This window comes from Dinoroseobacter sp. S76 (assembly GCF_049801095.1).
GTDB lineage: Bacteria > Pseudomonadota > Alphaproteobacteria > Rhodobacterales > Rhodobacteraceae > Dinoroseobacter.
This window is the reverse complement of sequence record NZ_JBNAGH010000006.1, coordinates 148,364-166,660: the sequence shown is the minus strand read 5'-3', so window position 1 is coordinate 166,660 and position 18,297 is coordinate 148,364. Positions and strand designations below refer to the sequence as shown.

Below are 18,297 nucleotides of genomic sequence, written 5' to 3'. Positions count from 1 at the left end.
GGCTCAGGCCCGCTGCGCCTGCGGCGCGTCCACCGCGTCCAGGAAGCCGGTGATCTCCGCCGCGATCAGATCCGGGCGTTCTTCATGCATCAGATGCCCCAGATGCGGCAGGCTCCGCGTCTCGGCCCGGGGCAGCTTGCGCGCCGCATCCTCGGAAACCGCCGGGGCCACCGCCTTGTCCCGCGCGCCGGTCAGCAGAAGCGCAGGCGTCTGGATCCCGGGCATCTTCTTGCCCAGCGGGCGCAGATCCCATTGGGACATCATCGCCAGCGCACCCGACACATGGGCCCGATCCCGCACCAGCCGATAGTAAAGGTTCAACTGCCGCTCGCTCAGCTCGGACCCGGTTGCCGTGATCAACTGCGCCACACTGCGCGGCGTGGTCGTGTTGGCAAAAACAAGGGAGGTGAAGGGGTTCAGCGCGAGCAGTTTCGCGAGCATGGGAAAGAGCCAGCCCGCGACCCCGTCAAACTCGGCAAAGGCCCCGTTCAGGGAGATGAAGGCGCGCGGCGGCTCCGGCAGCTTGTCGATCAGGTCGAGGCCAACCGCCGCCCCAGCCGAATGGCCGATGATGGCTTGCGGCAGCAGATCCTCGCGCCGCAGCAGGGCCGCAAGATCAGTGGACACGGCCGCAAGCCCGGCGCGCTGACTGCCGCCTTTGGTGGTGAAGCCATGGCCCGGCAGATCCACCGCCACCACCCGGTAACGGGGCACAAGTGCCGTCATGAGATCCGCAAAGCTATGGAGCGACGCCCCAGCGCCGTGGAGCAGCAGGAGCGTCGGCCCCTGCCCCATCACCTGCACATGCCATTGGTGGGGGCTCACCCGCAGGAACCGACTGGCCTCCGCATGGGGCCAGTGGCGCTTCTCCAGATCCCAGTTCATGTCTCCAGCGCGGCAGTCACGGCACTGGACAGCCGCTGGCTGTCGGCGCGAGGCATGGGGATGTAGGGCGCGGCGAGATCCCCCGCAAGCTCGCGCAATTGCGGCTGGGGGCGTTTGCCCATGTCGATCACGACCGAGGGCGTTTCCTGCCCACGCAGAGCCCGGGCCATGGCGCGGGCATCCTCGGCGGCGGTCGGCCGATCCGGCGTGCCATCGAGCGCGATATTCGCGCGGCCATCGGTCAGAAGAGCGATGGTCGGGCTGAGCCCGCGGCCCTTGCTGAGCTCCGCCAGATCGAGCGAAGCGCGCAGTCCGGCGGCCAGCGGCGTGCCGCCCCCGCCCGGAAGCGCAGCGAGACGGCGTTTGGTCTGCACCAGGGACCGGGTCGGCGGCAGCAAGAGCTCCGCCCCCGTGCCGCGAAAGGCGATCAGCGCCACATGGTCCCGGCGGGCATAGGCCTCGGCCAGCATCAACTCCACCGCGCCCTTGGCTTCGGCCAACCGTGCGAGCGCTGCTGAGCCCGAGGCATCGACCGCAAAGATCAGCAGGCGATCGGATTTCTCTTCGAACCGGCGCAGGCGGATATCCTCGGACCGGACCAGCACCTTTTGCGGCGCATCCGGGGTCAGTTTCCGCCGGATGGTCTGCCACGGTGCTGCCGCGCGCAGGGTCGCCACCAGATCGATCCGCGCCTGCCCATCGAGCCGTCCGGGCCGGGACGGCAGGGGTCGCCCGCGCCGATTGCCTTTCTTGGCGGCCCCAGCGCCTCCTCTGGACTTGGCCGCGCGCGGGGCCTTGGCCGCCGCAATTCGCGCCAACAGATCCGGCGGGAGGACCGCTTTCGCGGCCTCCAGAAGGATCTCTTCCGGCAAGCGCTGGGGCGTGTCCGCACTCTCCTGCTCCTCATCAGGGGCGGCGTCACTCTCGGGAGGGGGGCTGTCCGGCGGGGTCTCGGGAGGATCGGCCTCCTCGATCTCCTCTTCCGGAAAACGGGTGGCGCGCGGGGCCAGAACCATCTCGGTCGCGGTGATCAGATCATCCTCTGACACGGTGTGCCGACCGTCCAGGGCGGCAGAGGCCCGCGCGGCCCGCAGCGCCAATAGCGGCGCGCGCAGGCTGTCGATCCCGAGCTTTGCGGCGGCGACGGTCAGGGCGGTGATGGCCGTATCCGGCAGGGCAACCTGCGCAAGACGGGTCCGGGCCGCCGCGATGTCATCGGGGTTATAGGCCGGCTCCGGGCAATCCCCTTGCGCCAACCCCTCCAGATCGAGATGGAGACCGAGACGGTCCGCCAAGCATTGCGCCAAACGCTCCTCCGGCTCGGCCCCTTCGTCAATGGCGATCAGCGCATGGCCCTGATCCGCGTCGAGGACCTGAGCCAGCCGGGCCGCAAGACCCGGTGTCATCCGTTCCGCCATGGGCGCGATCAGGGCCACCGGGCCGGAGCCCAGCAGTCCGGGCGCCTGCACCAGATGCCCGGCAGAGAGCGTCGCGGCCAGATCGACACCGCCAAAGAGCTGCGCATCCCCGATCCCCGGCGGCAAGCGGCGCGGGGCGGCAAGCAGGTCTCGCAAAGGTGCAATCAGCCGATCCCGCACGGGACCGGAGCGCGCGCGCAGCCAGAGCCCGCCCAGACCCTCGGGGTCAATCGCCAGCAAGGCGACCGCCATGGCCGCCTGCGCCCAGCGCTCCACCGGGTCCGTATGGGGGGTCTGGATCACGCGAGGACGCTGTCGACCACGCGGCTCACACGGGTGGTCGAGCCCGCCTCATCCAGCGGGTCGCGCCGTAGTCGGTGGCGCAGGGCCGAGGCCGCGATGGTGCGCAGGTGCTCGCGAGAAACCTCGGTCGCGCCCGCATAGGCGGCCACCGCGCGGGCGGCCTTGAGCAGGGTCAGCTCGCCTCGCAGCCCATCCGCACCCAGCGCGACGCAGAGCTCGGCGCAGTCGCGCAAGGTCGCTTCCGGCGTTGCGACGGCGCGCAACCCTTCCCGCGCGGCGAGAATACGGGCACGCAGATTGGCATCCTCGCCCTGCCAATGGTCCATGAAGGCGTCGTAATCCATTTCATAGGCATCGCGGCGGCGGATCACCTCGATCCGGTCATCGATCTCGGTCGGGGAGCTTACCTCGACGCTCAGCCCGAACCGGTCGAGCAATTGCGGGCGCAGCTCGCCTTCCTCCGGGTTGCCGGAGCCCACCAGAACGAAGCGCGCGGGGTGCCGGATCGACAGGCCCTCGCGCTCGATCACGTTCTCGCCCGAGACCGCCACGTCGAGCAGAAGGTCGACGATATGATCCTCGAGCAGGTTCACCTCATCGATATAGAGGTAGCCACGATTGGCCCGCGCCAGCAGGCCAGGCTCAAAGGCTTTCTCCCCACGGGTCAGCGCCCGCTCGATGTCGAGCGCGCCAACGACACGATCTTCGGTGGCGCCCAGCGGCAAATCGATCACCGGCGTCGGCTTCGAAACCATGGCCTCGCCCACGCCCTCGGCCCAATCCGGCACCGCGTCGCGGGTTGCGGAGTTACAGGGGCAACCCTCGACCACCTCGATCTCGGGCAAGAGCGCGGCAAGCGCCCGGACGGAGGTCGATTTCCCGGTCCCTCTGTCGCCAAAGACCAGCACGCCGCCGATGCTCGGATCGATCGCCGTGAGGATCATGGCCTGCTTCATTTCGGACTGGCCGACGATGGCGGAGAAGGGGAACGGGTGTGTCATGCGGTCTCTTTCATGTCGGATCGGGTCATGGTCACCGGAGAGAGCGGGCGCCGCCCCTCCCACGTGCCGTGATCGCCGAGAACGGAAAACCGGGCGTAGAGCTCTTCGGCAAAGAGCCCGCCCTCGCGGACGGCCCGGATCGCTTCTGCATGGGGTCCGCCGCGACGGGCGAAGTCGGCCATGCTCTGTGTGTCGGGCCAAATGGAAAAGGTGACCTGCTGCATTAGGGGGACCTCGCCGATCCCGATCTTAAAAAGGACATTCGGATCGCGCCCGATCATGTCGCTGATGGCTGGTTCATGTTTCCAGAATTGCAGGGCGCGTGAGGGTTTCACGGTCGCGCGTGTCAGGGCCGCGAGGGGGCCCGGGGAGCTCGGTGTGTCCACTTCGAACGGGGCCTGTCCGGACCATTTGCCCCGGGCGGAGGTTGTGGCGAGCAAGACCGTCCAGTCCTCGGACGCCTTGGCGCGGTAGCGCGACCAGACCTCGCCCTCGCGGGTCTGGAATTCGGCAGTTTCCTGATCCGGCCATGTGGCGAGGATCGCGTAGACGGCGGTGTTGGGAACCGGGGTGAAGCCCTCGCCGGAGCCGGAACCGCAGAGCTTCCAGAAGCCGATCCCCGGGGTGCGCGGCAGGCTGAACCGGGCCGCCCCCATCTGGGTCAGCGCCCATAGGCGGTCAAATACGCTGTCGAAGCGAAAGAGGCTGAGACTGACGGTCTGAATCGGACTCACTCCAATGTGTAAACTAAGTTTGACACATTGCCTGTAAATCCGAAAGACTTATTTACATCAGCTCGTCAGAGCCCAGTGGGGCAGCGGCCGCGAACTCCTCCCGCCGCACGCGGGCCAGCACGGCGATATCCACCTCGGCCGCCCCCGCCTCGAAGCAGGCGGTCGCACAAGCGGCCAGGGTCGCGCCACTGGTCAGCACGTCATCCATCAGGAGGACATGGCGACCCTCGAGCCCCGCGCTCCGCGCCCGGGCCGGGTTCACACCGATCGCCCCGTCGAGATTGGCAAAGCGATCCGCGTGGCTGCGATGGTCCTGCATCCGCGTGCGCCGGGTCCGCACCAACAGGTCAGGCACCATCTGCCGCTCCAGATGTCGGGCGGCGACCCGGGCGAGCAGAACGGCCTGATTATAGGTGCGCTTCAAGAGCCGCGTGCGATGCATGGGCACCGGCAGGATCAGCGTATCTCCCCGCACCAAAGGCTTGGCCGCCCGCGCCAGCCAGGCCCCGGCGGGACGTGCGAGATCCGTCCGATCGCTGTGCTTGAGCTGCAGCACCAGCGTCCGACCGAGATCTTCATAGGTCATGGCAGCGCGCCCGCGGTTCCACGGGCGTTGCGTGGTCATACACTCCTCGCAGATATCCGTTTCATCTTCGGCCAGCCCCGAGACCGGGACCCCGCAGGTGCCACAGATCCCGCCCGCGATGAACGGCGTCTGCCGCAGACAATCGCCGCAAAGGCCGAAATCGCTCGCCACCGGCGCGCGACAACTGACACAGCTCGGCGGATAGAGCGTTTGCAGCGCGGTTTGCAATTGTCCCTGAAACACTTAAATAGCCCTCTCAACCGAGGACATATGATGGATCGCCCACCCCGCCTGACCGATCGCGCCGCCCTTGCAGCGCACCGTGCCCGCGCCTGTCGCCGCGGCGGTCCTGAGCTGTTTCTCCATCGCGAAGCCCTCTCTGAGCTTCAGGAAAGACTGAGCGAGGTTAACAGGACCTTTACCAGCCCCGCGATTGTGACCGGCTTTCCGGAATTCTGGGCCAAGGCCTTTCCGGAAGCTGTGGTCGTGGGGGACAGCGAAGTGCTGGATCTCGCGCCCGGCGCCCATGATCTGGTGATTCACGCCATGGCGCTGCATTGGGCCGATGATCCGGTGGGTCAATTGGTGCAGGCACGCCGCGCACTGGTCGAAGATGGACTGTTGCTGGCCGTGAGCTTTGCCGGCGAGACCTTGCGCGAGCTGCGGATCGCCTTCGCCGAGGCCGAGAGCCGGATGCGTGGCGGGCTGAGTCCCCGTGTGGCCCCCATGGGCGATCTGCGGGATCTTGGCGGGCTGCTGCAGCGGGCGGGGTTTGCCTTGCCGGTCGCGGATCTCTCGCCCCGACAAGTGGATTACGCCACTCCGCTGCACCTGATGCGCGAGCTGCGCGCCATGGGTGAGACCAATGCGCTCGACCAACGCGACCGCCGCCCGTTGCGGCGCGATGTCCTGGCCGCAGCACTGGATCTCTATGCGACGGAATTTCCGGGCGACAACGGGCGCATACGCGCTACGTTCCAGTTTGCGTTCCTGACCGGCTGGGCCCCTTCCGAGAGCCAGCCGCAACCGATGCGCCCTGGATCTGCTTCTCACCGTCTGGCCGACGCGCTGGGCGTGGTGGAATTTGACCGGGATATGAACCCAATGACCGACTCGGCTGCCGCCGATAAAGGCGACGACTGACAAAGGCACGATACCGATGAACATGATGTCCAAGACCACGTCCTCTCACCTGCCGGGTGACCATCCGCCCGTGAATTTCGGCAAGGTCGGCATCCTGCTGGCCAATCTCGGAACGCCGGACAATTACGACTACTGGTCCATGCGGCGCTATCTGAACGAGTTCCTCTCGGATCGGCGCGTGATCGATTACAGCCCGTGGATCTGGCAGCCCTTGCTGCAGCTCGTGATCCTGACCAAGCGGCCCTTCAGCTCGGGTGCGGCCTATAAATCGATCTGGAACGAAGAGGCGGGGGAGAGCCCGCTGATGACGATCACCAAGGACCAGACCGCGAAGATGAAGGACGAGATGGAGGCGCGCTTTGGCGATCAGGTCGTGGTGGATTTCTGCATGCGCTATGGCAATCCGTCGACCAAGTCCAAGGTCGAGGAGCTTCAGGCCCAGGGCTGCCAGAAGATCCTCTTCTTCCCGCTTTACCCGCAATATGCCGGCGCCACTTCGGCCACGGCCTGCGACGAGTTCTTCCGCTCGCTGGAGCATATCAAATGGCAGCCCATCGTGCGCACGGTGGAGCCCTATTTCGAACATCCGCTCTATATCGAGGCGCTCGCCCAGTCCGTGGAGCGCGCCTATGCAGAGATCAAAGAGCGTCCGGACGTTCTGGTCGCCTCCTATCACGGGGTGCCGAAGCGCTATCTGATGGAGGGGGATCCCTATCACTGCCAATGCCAGAAGACATCGCGCCTGTTGAAGGAGCGGCTCGGCTGGCCCGATGGCGAGATCGTCACCACCTTCCAGAGCCGGTTTGGTCCCGAAGAGTGGCTTCAGCCTTATACGGTCGAAGAGGTCGCGCGCCTGGCGGAGGGCGGCAAGAAGAAGATCGCCGTGGTGGCCCCGGCCTTCTCCGCCGATTGCATCGAGACGCTCGAAGAGATCAACGAAGAGATCAAGGAAAGCTTCGAAGAAGCGGGTGGTGAGGAGTTCACCTATATCCCCTGCCTGAATGATGACGACGCCCATATCGCGGCGCTCGCCCAGGTGGTCGAAGACAACCTTGCGGGTTGGATCGCGCCGCGCGGCTGATCCTCACCTGACCTCCAGACACAAGAAAAGGCGGCCCGCGGAGGCCGCCTTTTCTAACTTGTCAGGTCGCTTGGCGCGATTAGGACGCGACTGCGGCCAGAACTGCGATCAGCAGCAGCGGCAGAACGATGCCACCTGCGGACGAGTTGGTTTCTTCAACGATGACCGGCATTTCCATCACAGGCTCTTGCATGGAGCCAGCGAAGGCGGTGGAAGCTGCTGCAGACAGGACGGCTGCGAGAACGAGTTTTTTCATGGTTCCCTCCAAAGAGATGCTCACATTACGACTTGGACACGCCAAGAGACGCTGGTGAGCGTTCTAGACTGTACCTCGTGGTATTTTTTAAGCAGGAGAAACTGCCGAATGCAATCAGCGCCAGAGCTTCGCCCGCGCGGATGCCCAAATGTCGTCAAAACTGCAACACTCACCGTTCAATTGCCTCGAGGTCATCTGGGTAGGCCCCAAAGGGCCTGACACCACCTCGCAAGGAGTGACCGGAATTCAGCGTTTTATAGGGCGACCTTCACAAAACCTGGCGTCAAGGCACCTCTTTGAGTACACCCGGAAGCGCCCCATAAAAAACGGCGCCCAGGGCGCCGCTTGATCTCGATCAGCTTTGAGCGGCAAGGCGTCAGATCAACAGGACCTGAGTCCCGCTCCGCGCTTTGCCGAACAATTCAGCAATGTCTTCATTGAAAAGACCGATGCAGCCATTCGACGATCGGCGGCCGATCTTGCGCGTGTCATGGGTGCCGTGGATCCGGTAATAGGTCCAGCTGAGATAGAGCGCGTGTGTCCCCAGCGGATTGTCCGGACCGGGCCCGACGAAATCGGGCCATTCCGGATTGCGCTTCTTCATCGACGGGGTCGGGCGCCAGCTTGGGCCCTCAACCTTCTGGGTCACACGGGTGCGGCCCTTGCGGGTCAGATCCTCCGACAGCGGCACGGAGGTCGGGTAAAGCCGATACTCGGTCTGGTCCTCGGACCAGTAATGCAAGGCCCGCGAGGAGATATCCACAAGGATCGCACCGTTCTTCGTATCCGAGAAGTACGGCCGCCAGTCGAGCGCCCGGAAGCCCGAGATATTGCGGCGTACGGATTGGGTCACTTCCTGCTCGATCTCGGTCGTTCCGGCCATCTGGGCCAGAGCCGGGCTCGCCAGCAAGGTCGAGGCCGCGCCGGTACTCGCCAGAAAGCGGCGGCGGGACAGGTCGGGGGTGTTTCGTCTGGACATGGTCGAACTGCTCCAATGATCTCAGAAGTTTTCGGCACAACCTAAGCGAGTCGGTCTTAACGTACAATTCACACGCATGTCATCACATTGTGCGCAGGCAAGCGATTGGACGTTCCGTCGAATTATCGCTAGGGATGAGAGAAGGCACGCTTTCCGAGGGGGTTACATGCGCCGAATTCACGCTCTGTGGCTGGTCCTGCCGATCATCCTGGCCGCCTGTACGCCACCGCCGCCCACGCTGGGCCCGGATGGGCAACCCCTGCCCCGGGTCTATGATATCAGCGCGTCGGATACCGGGCGGATCCAGTTCGCGATCCTCGATTCGGTGAATGTCCTGCGGCAAGCGGGCGGGCGCAGCGCCCTGGCGCTCAACCCTCAGCTCAACGCCGCCGCCGCCACCCATGCGCGGGATATGGCGGTGCAGAACCGGCCCTGGCATTTCGGGTCCGACGGCTCGTCGCCGCCCGAACGCACGGCGCGCTCCGGCTATCCCGGGCAGTTCCGCGCCGAGCTGATTTCCGAGACCTACGAGACCGAACTGGAAACCCTCGCCGCCTGGATGGAGGACCCCGCCACGCGGGAGATGATCCTGGATCCCGAGGCGCGCGATCTCGGCTTCTCCTGGTATCAGGAGCCGAATGGCAAGCTCTGGTGGACGATGGTGCTCGGCGGCAGCGGCCCGCAGGTGATCCCCGACAGCTAGGCCGCGCGGTCAGGGATAGATGTCGATCGGGGTATCGTTCTTGACCATGGCATAGATGTCTTCCATCTCGCGATTGGTCACGGCGATACAGCCTGCGGTCCAGTTCTCTCCGGTGCGCGGCCTGGTCAGGTTCGGCTGCCCATGGATGAAGATATCCCCCCCGGGGCTCTGGCCCAGCGCGCGCGCCCGCGCCACATCTGCCGTGTTCGGATAGGAGATCCCGAGGGACAGGTGAAAGCTGCTGTTGGGGTTGCGCCGATCAATGCGATAGCGCCCCTCGGGCGTCTTGCCATCGCCCTCGACCTGCTTGGGGCCAACCGGCGCAAAGCCGAGATCGATGTCGAACCCGCGCAGCACCGTGTCGCGATGCATCAGATACATGCGCAACTCATCCTTGAAGACAACGATCCGGGTCACTTCGGGCCCGTCGTAACTGCGAAAGCGGGAAGATCCACAGCCGGACAACCCGACAGCGATGCCCAGCAGCAAAAGGCGGCGGGAAAGGGTCATATCTGAAGCCTGCTCGAAAGAGGTGACGTTTTTGTTATTCCCCAAAGGATGCCAGAAATCGCCGCCCCGGACCAATCACGAATTGGGGGGAGACCGCTTTTCCAGCGCCTCTTCGATGGCCTTGAGCCGGTTCATCACCTCGTCCCGATAGGCGTCGGTCGCGGCAACCTCCTCGGCGGAATGGGCATCCTGCATGGAGTTCACGATCAGACCCACCAGCAGGTTCACCACCGCGAAAGTCGTGACCATGATGAAGGGCACGAAGAAGAGCCAGGCATAGGGGTAGACCTCCATCACCGGGCGGACGATGCCCATGGACCAGCTCTCCAGCGTCATGATCTGGAACAGGGAATAGGCCGAGCGTCCGAGATCCCCGAACCACTCCGGGAAGCTTGTGGCAAAGAGCTTCGTCGCCATCACGGCGCCGATATAGAAGATGATCGCCATCAGCAGGAAGACCGAGCCCATGCCCGGCAGCGCGGTCACGAAGCCCTCGACCACACGGCGCAGGCGCGGCGCGACCGAGATCACGCGCAGCACCCTCAGGATCCGCAGCGCCCGGAGGACCGAGAAGCTCTGCGCACCCGGGGCGATGGCCACGCCGACGATCAGGAAGTCGAAGATGTTCCAACCGGACCGGAAGAAGCGCGGACCCAGGGCAAAGAGCTTCACCGCAAGCTCGACGATGAAGATCCCGAGGCAGATCTTGTCGAGCGTCGTGATCAGGCCCCCTGCAACCGCCATCAGCCCCTCGGAGGTCTCCATCCCCAGAAGTACCGCGTTGAGCACGATCACCCCGATGATGAAGGAGCGGATCCGAGGGTTCTCGATCCAGTCGGCAAGGCGGGCGCGCAGGGCAGTCATCGGCGATATCCTCAGGCTTCGGGGTCGATATGGGGTGCAGTGAAGGCGGCAGCAAGCTCCACATGGGGGGACCAGCGGAACTGGTCCACCACCTGCACCCAGGCAAGGCGATATCCCGCATCGCAGAGCGTTTTGGCATCGCGGGCAAAGGTCACCGGGTTGCAGGAGACCGCCGCGATCCGAGGCACGCGGGCCTCGGCGAGGCAGCGGGTCTGGGCCTCAGCCCCCGCGCGGGGAGGGTCGATCACGACTGCATCGGTCTTGGCCAACTCATCGGGCAGCAGCGGTCGGCGGAAGAGATCCCGCGTCTCGACCTGCACCCGCGACAGGCCCGGAGCCTTGCGCCAGCCCGCATCGAGCGCGGCGAGCATCTCGGCATCGCCCTCCACCGCAAGCACCTCTGCCTGCCGGGCCAAGGGCAAGGCAAAAGTTCCGCATCCGGCAAAAAGATCGATCACCTGTTTCGCCGGGCCAACCGCCTCGGTGACGGCGGCGAGCAGCGCAGCCTCCCCCTCGCGGGTGGCCTGCAGGAAAGCGCCGGGCGGGGGTGTGACCGCCGCTGGCCCAAAGCTCTGCACCGGCGCGCGCAGGGTGACAAGCACCTCGCCTTCCAGACTGAGCCGCGCCAGATCCAACCGCTGGGCCAAGGCCGTCAGGCGCAGGCGCAGCGCCTCATCCAGAGGTTTGCCGCCCCGAATATCCAGATCGAGCCCCGCCTCGGACACTGTCAGAGCCAACGACAACTCCCCTTTGCGCGAGCCAAGCTCCGGCAGGAACGCCGCCAGACCTGGCAAAGCAGCAGTGATGGCGGGATCGAGCACCTGACAATCGGGGATATCGACAATCGTGTCGCTGCCGCGGGTGTGAAACCCCAGCAACGTGCCCTTCTTCAACCGCCGTCCGGACAGAGTCGCCCGACGACGCGACCGGGGCGGCGAGGTCTGGATCGGCCGCATGGGCGCGCTCAGACCATGGGCGGCGAGCGCGTCGATGACCACTTGGGTCTTCCAATCGGCCACAAACGGATCCGCGGCATGCTGCACTGCGCATCCGCCGCAGCGCGTATAATGGGCGCAGGGGGCCTTCACCCGCTCCGGCGCGGGGGTGACGATCTTGGGCGCGGAGATCCGGTCGCCGGTGATCTCACCCCGGATTTCTTCGCCGGGCAGGGTGCGGGCGGCATAGATCGGCCCCGGTGCGATGCCGTCGCCATGGAGGCCCAGCCGGGTAATGGTCACTGTCTCGGTCATGGCCGGGCTTTAGCGGGCGCGCGCCGGTCCGGCAACTTGGTTATTCCGCCGCATCCACCAGCCCGATGAAACCACCCGACTGCCGGTTCCAATAGCGGGCATAGAGACCGCCCTTGGCCAGAAGCTGCGCATGGGTGCCATCCTCGACGATCCGGCCCTGATCCAGCACCACGATCCGGTCCATCTGCGCGATGGTCGAGAGCCGGTGCGCAATGGCGATCACGGTCTTGCCCTCCATGACCCGGTCGAGCGCGTCCTGGATTGAGGCCTCGACCTCGCTGTCGAGCGCCGAGGTCGCCTCATCGAGCACCAGGATCGGCGCGTCCTTGAGAAACGCGCGGGCCAGCGCAATCCGCTGCCGCTGCCCTCCGCTGAGCTTCACACCGCGTTCGCCCAGATGAGCGTCATAACCCTTACGCCCGGCGTGATCCTCCAGATCGAGGATGAACTCATGGGCCTCGGCGCGCTCGGCAGCGGCGATCATCTCCGACTCGCTCGCATCCGGGCGGCCATAGAGGATGTTCTCCCGCGCGGAGCGGTTGAACATGGCCGTCTCCTGCGTGACCATGGCGATCTGCTGGCGCAGACTGTCCTGGGTGACCTCGCGCAGGTCGGTCCCATCAATGGTCACCTGTCCGGATTCCGTGTCATAGAGCCGGAGCAGGAGCCCCGTCAGGGTCGATTTCCCCGCCCCCGAAGCCCCAACAAGACCCAGCTTCTGACCCGGTTCGACCGTCAGGGAAATCCCGTCAATCCCGCCCACATCGCGGCCATACATGAAGGTCACATCCTCGAAGGCGATCCGACCCTGCGTGGTCTCCATGGGCTCTGCCTGCGGCGCATCGGTCAGTTCATGGGGCACGGTGAGCGTGCGCATCCCGTCCTCGACCTCGCCCACATTCGCGTAGATCGCCATGAGGGTGAAACTGACCCAGCCGGTCATCTGGGCGATCCGGATGGCAATCGCCCCGGCCGCCGCGATGTCACCGGGCGTGGCCGCGCCATTGGTCCAGAGGATCAGCGTCCCGCCAATCAGCAGCACCGGCAGAACCCCGGCAATCGCCATGAGCCAGAACCGGAAGCTCGACGAGATATAGCCGAAATCCAGTGCCTTGCGGCGATAGCTGCCCATGGCGTTCAGGGCCGCGCGGTCCTCATGCTCGGAATGGCCAAAGAGCTTGACCGTCTTGATGTTCGTGACCGTATCCACGACCTGCCCGGTGACATTCGCCCGCGCCCCGGCCCGCGCGGCGGAGCGTTTGCGCACCCGGGGCAGGAAGGCCCGGATCAGGCCGAGATAGGCGACGAGCCAGATGCTCAGCGCCAGCGCGACCCACGGGTCAATGGTCAGAAGCAGGATCGCCGAGCCCGCGATGGAGGCCAGCGCGAAGGCGACCACATTGATCACCTCGGAGGTGACATCCGTCACCGCCCGCGCGGTTTGCATCTGTTTCTGCGCGATCCGCCCGGCAAAGTCGTTGTCAAAGAAGCTGACCGACTGGCCCATGGTCCAGCGATGGAGCCGCGACAGGACGAGCGGGTTCAGGTTGGGCTGCACGACAATCGCGTTCGCCGCCGAAGACAGGCCAAAGATCGCCGGGCGGATCAGGATGAAGAACCCGGCAAACAGAAGGACCGTGGGCCACTGGCTGGCAAAGAACCCCTCGGGCCCCGCGCCCAGCGCCGTGTCGATCACATAGCCGAGCAGCATGGCCGAGATCACCTCGAGCGTACCCGCCAGCGCCGAGAGCGCCGCAGCACCCCAGAGCACCGGCATCGAGCCCCGCAAACACCAGCGCAGGAACGCGCCAAGTTTCTGCGGGGGCGGGCCATCAGCGGGTTGGAACCCGTCGATCAGGTCTTCGATCCGACGCAGCAGGCTCATTCGGCAGCCTCCGTCGTGTCGATGAACCCGCCCGATTGCCGCGACCAGAAGCTGGCATAGAGCCCGCCCTTCGCCAGCAGCTCTGCATGGGTGCCATCCTCGATCACCCGACCGTCATCCAGCACGAGGATCCGGTCCATATGGGCGATGGTCGACAGACGGTGGGCAATCGCGATCACGGTCTTGCCCTCCATCACCCCATAGAGCGTGTCCTGAATGGCAGCCTCCACCTCGCTGTCGAGGGCCGAGGTCGCCTCGTCCAGCACGAGGATCGGCGCGTCCTTCAGGATCACCCGGGCCAGGGCGATCCGCTGCCGCTGCCCGCCGCTGAGCTTCACCCCGCGCTCCCCCACATGGGCGTCATAGCCGGTGCGACCCTCCGGATCCGTGAGCCCGAGGATGAACTCATGGGCCTCCGCGCGCTCGGCGGCGGCGATCACCTCGGCCTCGGTCGCATTGGGCTTGCCATAGAGGATATTGTCCCGCACCGAGCGGTGGAGCAGCGCGCTGTCTTGCTGCACCATGCCGATCTCTGCCCGCAAACTGTCCTGCGTGACCTTGGCAATATCCTGCCCATCGATCAGCACCCGACCACCATCGGCGTCGTAAAACCGCAAGAGCAGCTTCACGAGGGTCGATTTCCCGGCTCCGGAGCGCCCAATCAGCCCGACCTTGGTCCCCGGCGCAAGGGTCAGATCAATGGCGTTCAGCCCACCTGTCTCCTGTCCGTAATGATGGCTCAACCCCTCCAGAGCGATCTCGCCCTTGGTCAGCTTGAGCGGCGCAGCATCCGGCGCGTCCACAAGGGTGATCGGCTGGGCAATCGTCTGCAACCCCTCGGAGATCACGCCGAGATTCTGAAAGAAGTTCGAAACCGCCCACATGATCCAGCCGGTCATCGCGTTCAGCCGCAGGGTCAGCGCGGTCGCAGCCGCCACCACCCCGACCGAGGCCGCGCCCTGCATCCAGAGCGCCACGGCCCAGCCGACAACGCCGACGATCAGCAACCCGTTCAGGATCACAAGCACGATGTCCATGGTGGTGAAAATTCGCATCTCGCGGGCGAAGGTCCAGCGCGTCTGCTCGATCGCGTCCTTGGCATAGTCGAGCTCGCGGTCGTGATGGGCGAAAAGCTTGACCGCATGGATGTTTGTGTAGCTGTCCACCACGCGGCCCGTGACCTCCGAGCGCGCCTCGGAGCTGGCCTTGGAGGCCGGGCCCACATTCACGATCGTCCATCGCACCAGCGCAATATAGAGCGCGAACCAGATCAGCAGCGGCAGCGCGAGCCGCGGATCGGCGCCCATAAGCAGGATCGCCGCGCCGATGAGATAGGCAAAGGAAAAGCTCAGGGCATCAAAGACCTGAAACACCGCTTCACCCGCGGCAGGCGGGGTCTGCATCACCCGGTTCGCGATCCGCCCGGCGAAGTCATTCTCGAACCAGCCCACAGATTGCCGCAACACCTGCCGATGGGCGCGCCAACGAAAGAGCGCGCTGTAATTCGGCAGAATCCCGTTGTTCAGCAGCAGCACATCGAAGGCCTGCAGCACCGGGCGCAGCAGCAGAATGAACAGCGACACCAGCACCAGTTCGAGCCCATGGCTCTCCCAGAGCGTGGCGGGCGTATGCACCGAGAGCAGGTCCACGACCCGCCCCATATAATAGATCAGCCCGATCTCGACCATCGCCACCACAACGGACATCACCCCGGCCACGGCAAAGACGCCGTGAAACGGCTGCGACCAGGATTTGATGAACGGCCAGAGGCGCGTGGGGGGGCGATCCGTCTCGGAATAGGCCACATACGGGTCTACGAGACGCTCGAAATAGCGGAACATGGGAACGGTCCTTGGGCTGTCCTTGCTATATAGGCGCAGACCGGCGAAATGCCACGGTCTCTCGGTCAGAGACGCGCCAGCAAATCCGCCTTTGACAGGGCCATGCCGGAGGCAAGCCAGGCCGCTTCGAGCGTTTTGAGCGCGGCGCCGATTTCGGGCCCCTGCAAGTGCGCGGGCAGGTCCTTGGCCCGGATGGGAAAGACCGTCTGCGCGCCGTCGGCTGCTGCCGCCAAGGCGCCCGGCTCGAGTGGCGTTGTCAGAAGTGCCGCGCGGAGCAGGAGGACATCGCGCGCCCGCTCGGCCCCGATATGGTAGCCCAGCGCGCGCGGCGCGGTCATCTCTTCCAGATGGGTCTTCATCTGCGCGAGGCTGCGGTTTTGAGCGTTCGACAGGCGCAAATCTCCGGTGCTGCCCCCAAGGCTGGCCAGACGACGCAGCGGCTCCGGCAATAGGGACAGCTCTGTCTCGAAGTGGATCAACGGGGCCAGCGCGTCATGGCGTGCCCCGGGCAGACAGCGCGCGAGGATCCCGCTTTGCGCCATGGCCGCGACCGCAAGCGCCGGATCCGGCGCCGCGAGCAGTTTCAGAAGTTCAGCTGTGATCCGTTCCGCGGAAAGCTTGAGCAAGCCCGCCGAAAGCGCGGCGCAAGCCGCCAGACCCTCCGCATCGAGCCCTTGGTCCGGTACCCCATACCAGGCTGTAAAGCGGAAGAAGCGCAAGATCCGCAGATAGTCCTCGCGGATCCGATCTTCGGGTGCTCCGATAAAGCGGACCCGTCTTGCCTGCAGATCCGGCAGGCCCCCCAGAGGGTCCACAACCTCGCCATCCGCCCTCGCGTAGAGCGCATTCATGGTGAAATCCCGGCGGCGGGCATCCTCGGCCACATTGGTTGAGAAAGAGACCTCCGCATGGCGACCATCGGTGGCCACATCACGGCGAAAAGTTGTGATTTCAATCGGTTGCCCCTCGGCAACCACGGTCACCGTGCCATGGGCGAGCCCCGTGGGAATGGCCTTCAGACCCGCGTTTTCGGCCAAGCTCTGCACGGTTTCAGGCAAAGCGCTTGTGGCCACATCGAAATCCGTCACCGGGGCGCCAATCAACGCATTCCGGACGGTTCCCCCGACAAAAAGGGCGTCATGGCCGGCCTCGGTCAGCAGGCGCAACACCTCTTGCGGTGCCGCCTCCGACCAGGAGCCCGGCGGCAGGTTCACTGCAGCGCGTCGGCGAAGCCCCGCAGGATCCGCGCGGTCGCCCCCCAGATGTAATAGGGGCCGTAGGGCACCGTGTAGAACCGTCGGGATTTGCCTTGCCAGATCCGATCCTGCACCGAAAACCGCGCGGGATCCGTGACATGGGTGTAGGGCACGCGAAATACCTCGGCCACCTCGCCCAGCTCCGGCACGGTTTCGAACGGATCTTTGACGATGCCGACAAAGGGCTGAATCTGGTATCCGGTGACCGTCTCATGGGGAGGCAATTCACCCACCAGCCGCACCGCATCCGCCGGCAGACCAATCTCTTCCCAGGCTTCGCGCAAGGCGGCCGACGCCGGAGAAGGATCCCCCGCATCCACCTTCCCGCCAGGGAACGCGATCTGTCCCGGGTGATGTTTCAGCCGCGATGAGCGCTTGGTCAGGATCACTTCGACCCCGTTCGGCCCTTCGATCAACGGCACAAGCACCGCCGCAGGCCGCAGCTTGCGGGTCGGTGGCGGCGCGAATTCCGGGTTGAGGTCGAAATCCGACGACCCGCTGCGCGCCGCTTGCAGGGCAAGGGTCACGCGTTGGGCGACATCATCCAGCGGCATCCGGCCCCTCCACCGCCTCGAACCCAAGAGTCTCGGGCTTGAACTCGTAATGCGCACCGCAGAACTGGCAATCCGCGGTGACGATTCCCTCTTCGGTGGTCATATGCGCGATATCCTTGGCCGAATAGATCGACAGGCTCTGCCGCACCCGGTCGGGCGAGCAGGTGCAGCCGAACTTCACCGGCAGCGCGTCATAGACCCGGGGCGCTTCCTCGTGAAAAAGCCGCACGAGCAGGTCCGAGGGCGCGACCGACGGGCCGATCAGCTCAAGCGCCTCCACGGTGTCGAGCAACAGGTTTGCGCGGCTCCAGTTCTCACCATCGTCCCCTTCGAGAATGTCGCTCGGGTTGAGAAGTCCGGCCTCACCGGTGGCATCACCCGCGGCAAAGGGCGAGGCCTTGGGCATATGCTGGAGCATGACACCCCCGGCGCGCCATTGCTCGGGCTGGCCGGGCTCGGTGCTGCGACCGAAGTTGATCTCGAACCGCGTCGGGAGCTGCTCTGACTGGGCAAAGTAAGTCTGCGCACAATCCGACAGGCTTGTGCCTGCAATCGGGGTGATGCCCTGATAGGGCTCCATGCCTTGGCCCTGATCGATCAGGATGGCGAAGTACCCTTTGCCGATGGCCTTGAAAGCATCGGTCTCGGTGGCCAAGCGCTCGGGGTCGAAGCTGGCATAGGCGCGGATTTGCGCCGGGGCACCCTCCTCCTCCGGAGCGTAAAAATCGGTCGCGATCAGGCGTGCCGGGCCATCCCCGCGGATCTGAAGAGAGAGCTTCCATTGCAACTTGATGGATTGGCCGATCAACGCGGTCAGTACCGCTGCCTCCGCAACGAGCGCTTCGATCATTGGCGGGTAGTCGTGCTGCGCCAGCACCCCGTCGAGCACCCCATCGAGCCGGGCCACCCGTCCCCGGATGTCGGACCGGTCGAGTTGAAACGGCAGGACGGTGTCGTCCCAGGCAAGTTTGGACGCGAGTGTCATTGGGGGGCCTTCCTAGAGGAGCGCGATGCTGGCATACCGAAGCTATATAGAAGCCGTCCGCGA

18 protein-coding genes are annotated in these 18,297 nt (G+C 65.3%); 3 read left to right on the top strand and 15 right to left on the bottom strand.

Features of this window, described 5'->3' with window-relative positions; all coding sequences use genetic code 11:
- Nucleotides 1-3 precede the first annotated feature (3 nt).
- Genes bchO through ACP153_RS16985 form a run of 5 tightly spaced genes read right to left on the bottom strand, consistent with a single transcriptional unit; the run spans nucleotide 4 to nucleotide 5,170 of the window.
- Nucleotides 4-885, bottom strand: a complete 882-nt coding sequence (bchO, locus tag ACP153_RS17005; protein WP_424972212.1) for an alpha/beta fold hydrolase BchO — start codon at nucleotides 883-885, stop codon at nucleotides 4-6.
- Entirely contained in the window at nucleotides 882-2,603 is a 1,722-nt protein-coding gene (locus ACP153_RS17000) for a magnesium chelatase subunit D (protein ID WP_424972267.1), read from the bottom strand. Before ACP153_RS17000 ends, bchO begins: the two co-directional genes overlap by 4 nt.
- The gene (bchI, locus tag ACP153_RS16995) at nucleotides 2,603-3,607 is read right to left on the bottom strand and encodes a magnesium chelatase ATPase subunit I (RefSeq protein ID WP_424972211.1); all 1,005 of its coding nucleotides are present in this window, start codon (nucleotides 3,605-3,607) and stop codon (nucleotides 2,603-2,605) included. Before bchI ends, ACP153_RS17000 begins: the two co-directional genes overlap by 1 nt.
- Nucleotides 3,604-4,341, bottom strand: a complete 738-nt coding sequence (crtA, locus tag ACP153_RS16990) for a spheroidene monooxygenase (protein ID WP_424972210.1) — start codon at nucleotides 4,339-4,341, stop codon at nucleotides 3,604-3,606. Before crtA ends, bchI begins: the two co-directional genes overlap by 4 nt.
- Nucleotides 4,342-4,393: 52 nt before the next feature.
- Nucleotides 4,394-5,170, bottom strand: a complete 777-nt coding sequence (locus tag ACP153_RS16985; RefSeq protein WP_424972209.1) for a double zinc ribbon domain-containing protein — start codon at nucleotides 5,168-5,170, stop codon at nucleotides 4,394-4,396.
- Between the two features lie 30 nt (nucleotides 5,171-5,200).
- Here ACP153_RS16985 and ACP153_RS16980 point away from each other — a divergent pair, with 30 nt between their 5' ends.
- Nucleotides 5,201-6,070, top strand: a complete 870-nt coding sequence (locus tag ACP153_RS16980) for a methyltransferase domain-containing protein (protein ID WP_424972208.1) — start codon at nucleotides 5,201-5,203, stop codon at nucleotides 6,068-6,070.
- 25 nt (nucleotides 6,071-6,095) lie between these two features.
- Complete coding sequence (gene hemH / locus ACP153_RS16975) at nucleotides 6,096-7,151, top strand: ferrochelatase (RefSeq protein ID WP_424972207.1); 1,056 nt, start codon at nucleotides 6,096-6,098, stop codon at nucleotides 7,149-7,151.
- A gap of 79 nt (nucleotides 7,152-7,230) precedes the next feature.
- On the opposite strand, the gene ACP153_RS16970 is transcribed toward hemH, so the two are convergent.
- Complete coding sequence (locus ACP153_RS16970; RefSeq protein WP_424972206.1) at nucleotides 7,231-7,407, bottom strand: hypothetical protein; 177 nt, start codon at nucleotides 7,405-7,407, stop codon at nucleotides 7,231-7,233.
- 376 nt (nucleotides 7,408-7,783) lie between these two features.
- Nucleotides 7,784-8,386 (bottom strand): L,D-transpeptidase, encoded by a 603-nt coding sequence (locus tag ACP153_RS16965; RefSeq protein ID WP_424972205.1) that lies wholly within the window; start codon nucleotides 8,384-8,386, stop codon nucleotides 7,784-7,786.
- Between the two features lie 166 nt (nucleotides 8,387-8,552).
- Here ACP153_RS16965 and ACP153_RS16960 point away from each other — a divergent pair, with 166 nt between their 5' ends.
- On the top strand, nucleotides 8,553-9,089 hold the full coding sequence (locus ACP153_RS16960; RefSeq protein ID WP_424972204.1) for a CAP domain-containing protein: 537 nt from the start codon (nucleotides 8,553-8,555) through the stop codon (nucleotides 9,087-9,089).
- Nucleotides 9,090-9,098: 9 nt separating this feature from the next.
- Here ACP153_RS16960 and ACP153_RS16955 read toward each other — a convergent pair whose 3' ends face one another.
- From ACP153_RS16955 to ACP153_RS16920, 8 genes are all read right to left on the bottom strand, one after another.
- The gene (locus ACP153_RS16955) at nucleotides 9,099-9,599 is read right to left on the bottom strand and encodes a L,D-transpeptidase family protein (RefSeq protein WP_424972203.1); all 501 of its coding nucleotides are present in this window, start codon (nucleotides 9,597-9,599) and stop codon (nucleotides 9,099-9,101) included.
- 75 nt (nucleotides 9,600-9,674) lie between these two features.
- Entirely contained in the window at nucleotides 9,675-10,463 is a 789-nt protein-coding gene (locus ACP153_RS16950) for an ion transporter (RefSeq protein ID WP_424972202.1), read from the bottom strand.
- A gap of 11 nt (nucleotides 10,464-10,474) precedes the next feature.
- Nucleotides 10,475-11,713: a class I SAM-dependent RNA methyltransferase gene (locus tag ACP153_RS16945; RefSeq protein WP_424972201.1), complete on the bottom strand. Its 1,239-nt coding sequence runs from the start codon at nucleotides 11,711-11,713 to the stop codon at nucleotides 10,475-10,477.
- Between the two features lie 40 nt (nucleotides 11,714-11,753).
- The gene (locus tag ACP153_RS16940) at nucleotides 11,754-13,598 is read right to left on the bottom strand and encodes an ABC transporter ATP-binding protein (RefSeq protein WP_424972200.1); all 1,845 of its coding nucleotides are present in this window, start codon (nucleotides 13,596-13,598) and stop codon (nucleotides 11,754-11,756) included.
- Nucleotides 13,595-15,439: an ABC transporter ATP-binding protein gene (locus ACP153_RS16935; RefSeq protein WP_424972199.1), complete on the bottom strand. Its 1,845-nt coding sequence runs from the start codon at nucleotides 15,437-15,439 to the stop codon at nucleotides 13,595-13,597. The genes ACP153_RS16940 and ACP153_RS16935 overlap by 4 nt, the downstream gene beginning before the upstream one ends.
- Nucleotides 15,440-15,504: 65 nt before the next feature.
- Nucleotides 15,505-16,653 (bottom strand): CCA tRNA nucleotidyltransferase, encoded by a 1,149-nt coding sequence (locus ACP153_RS16930; RefSeq protein ID WP_424972198.1) that lies wholly within the window; start codon nucleotides 16,651-16,653, stop codon nucleotides 15,505-15,507.
- Complete coding sequence (locus ACP153_RS16925) at nucleotides 16,650-17,249, bottom strand: CoA pyrophosphatase (RefSeq protein ID WP_424972197.1); 600 nt, start codon at nucleotides 17,247-17,249, stop codon at nucleotides 16,650-16,652. Before ACP153_RS16925 ends, ACP153_RS16930 begins: the two co-directional genes overlap by 4 nt.
- Nucleotides 17,236-18,234, bottom strand: a complete 999-nt coding sequence (locus ACP153_RS16920) for an Hsp33 family molecular chaperone HslO (RefSeq protein WP_424972196.1) — start codon at nucleotides 18,232-18,234, stop codon at nucleotides 17,236-17,238. The genes ACP153_RS16925 and ACP153_RS16920 overlap by 14 nt, the downstream gene beginning before the upstream one ends.
- Nucleotides 18,235-18,297: the final 63 nt, after the last annotated feature.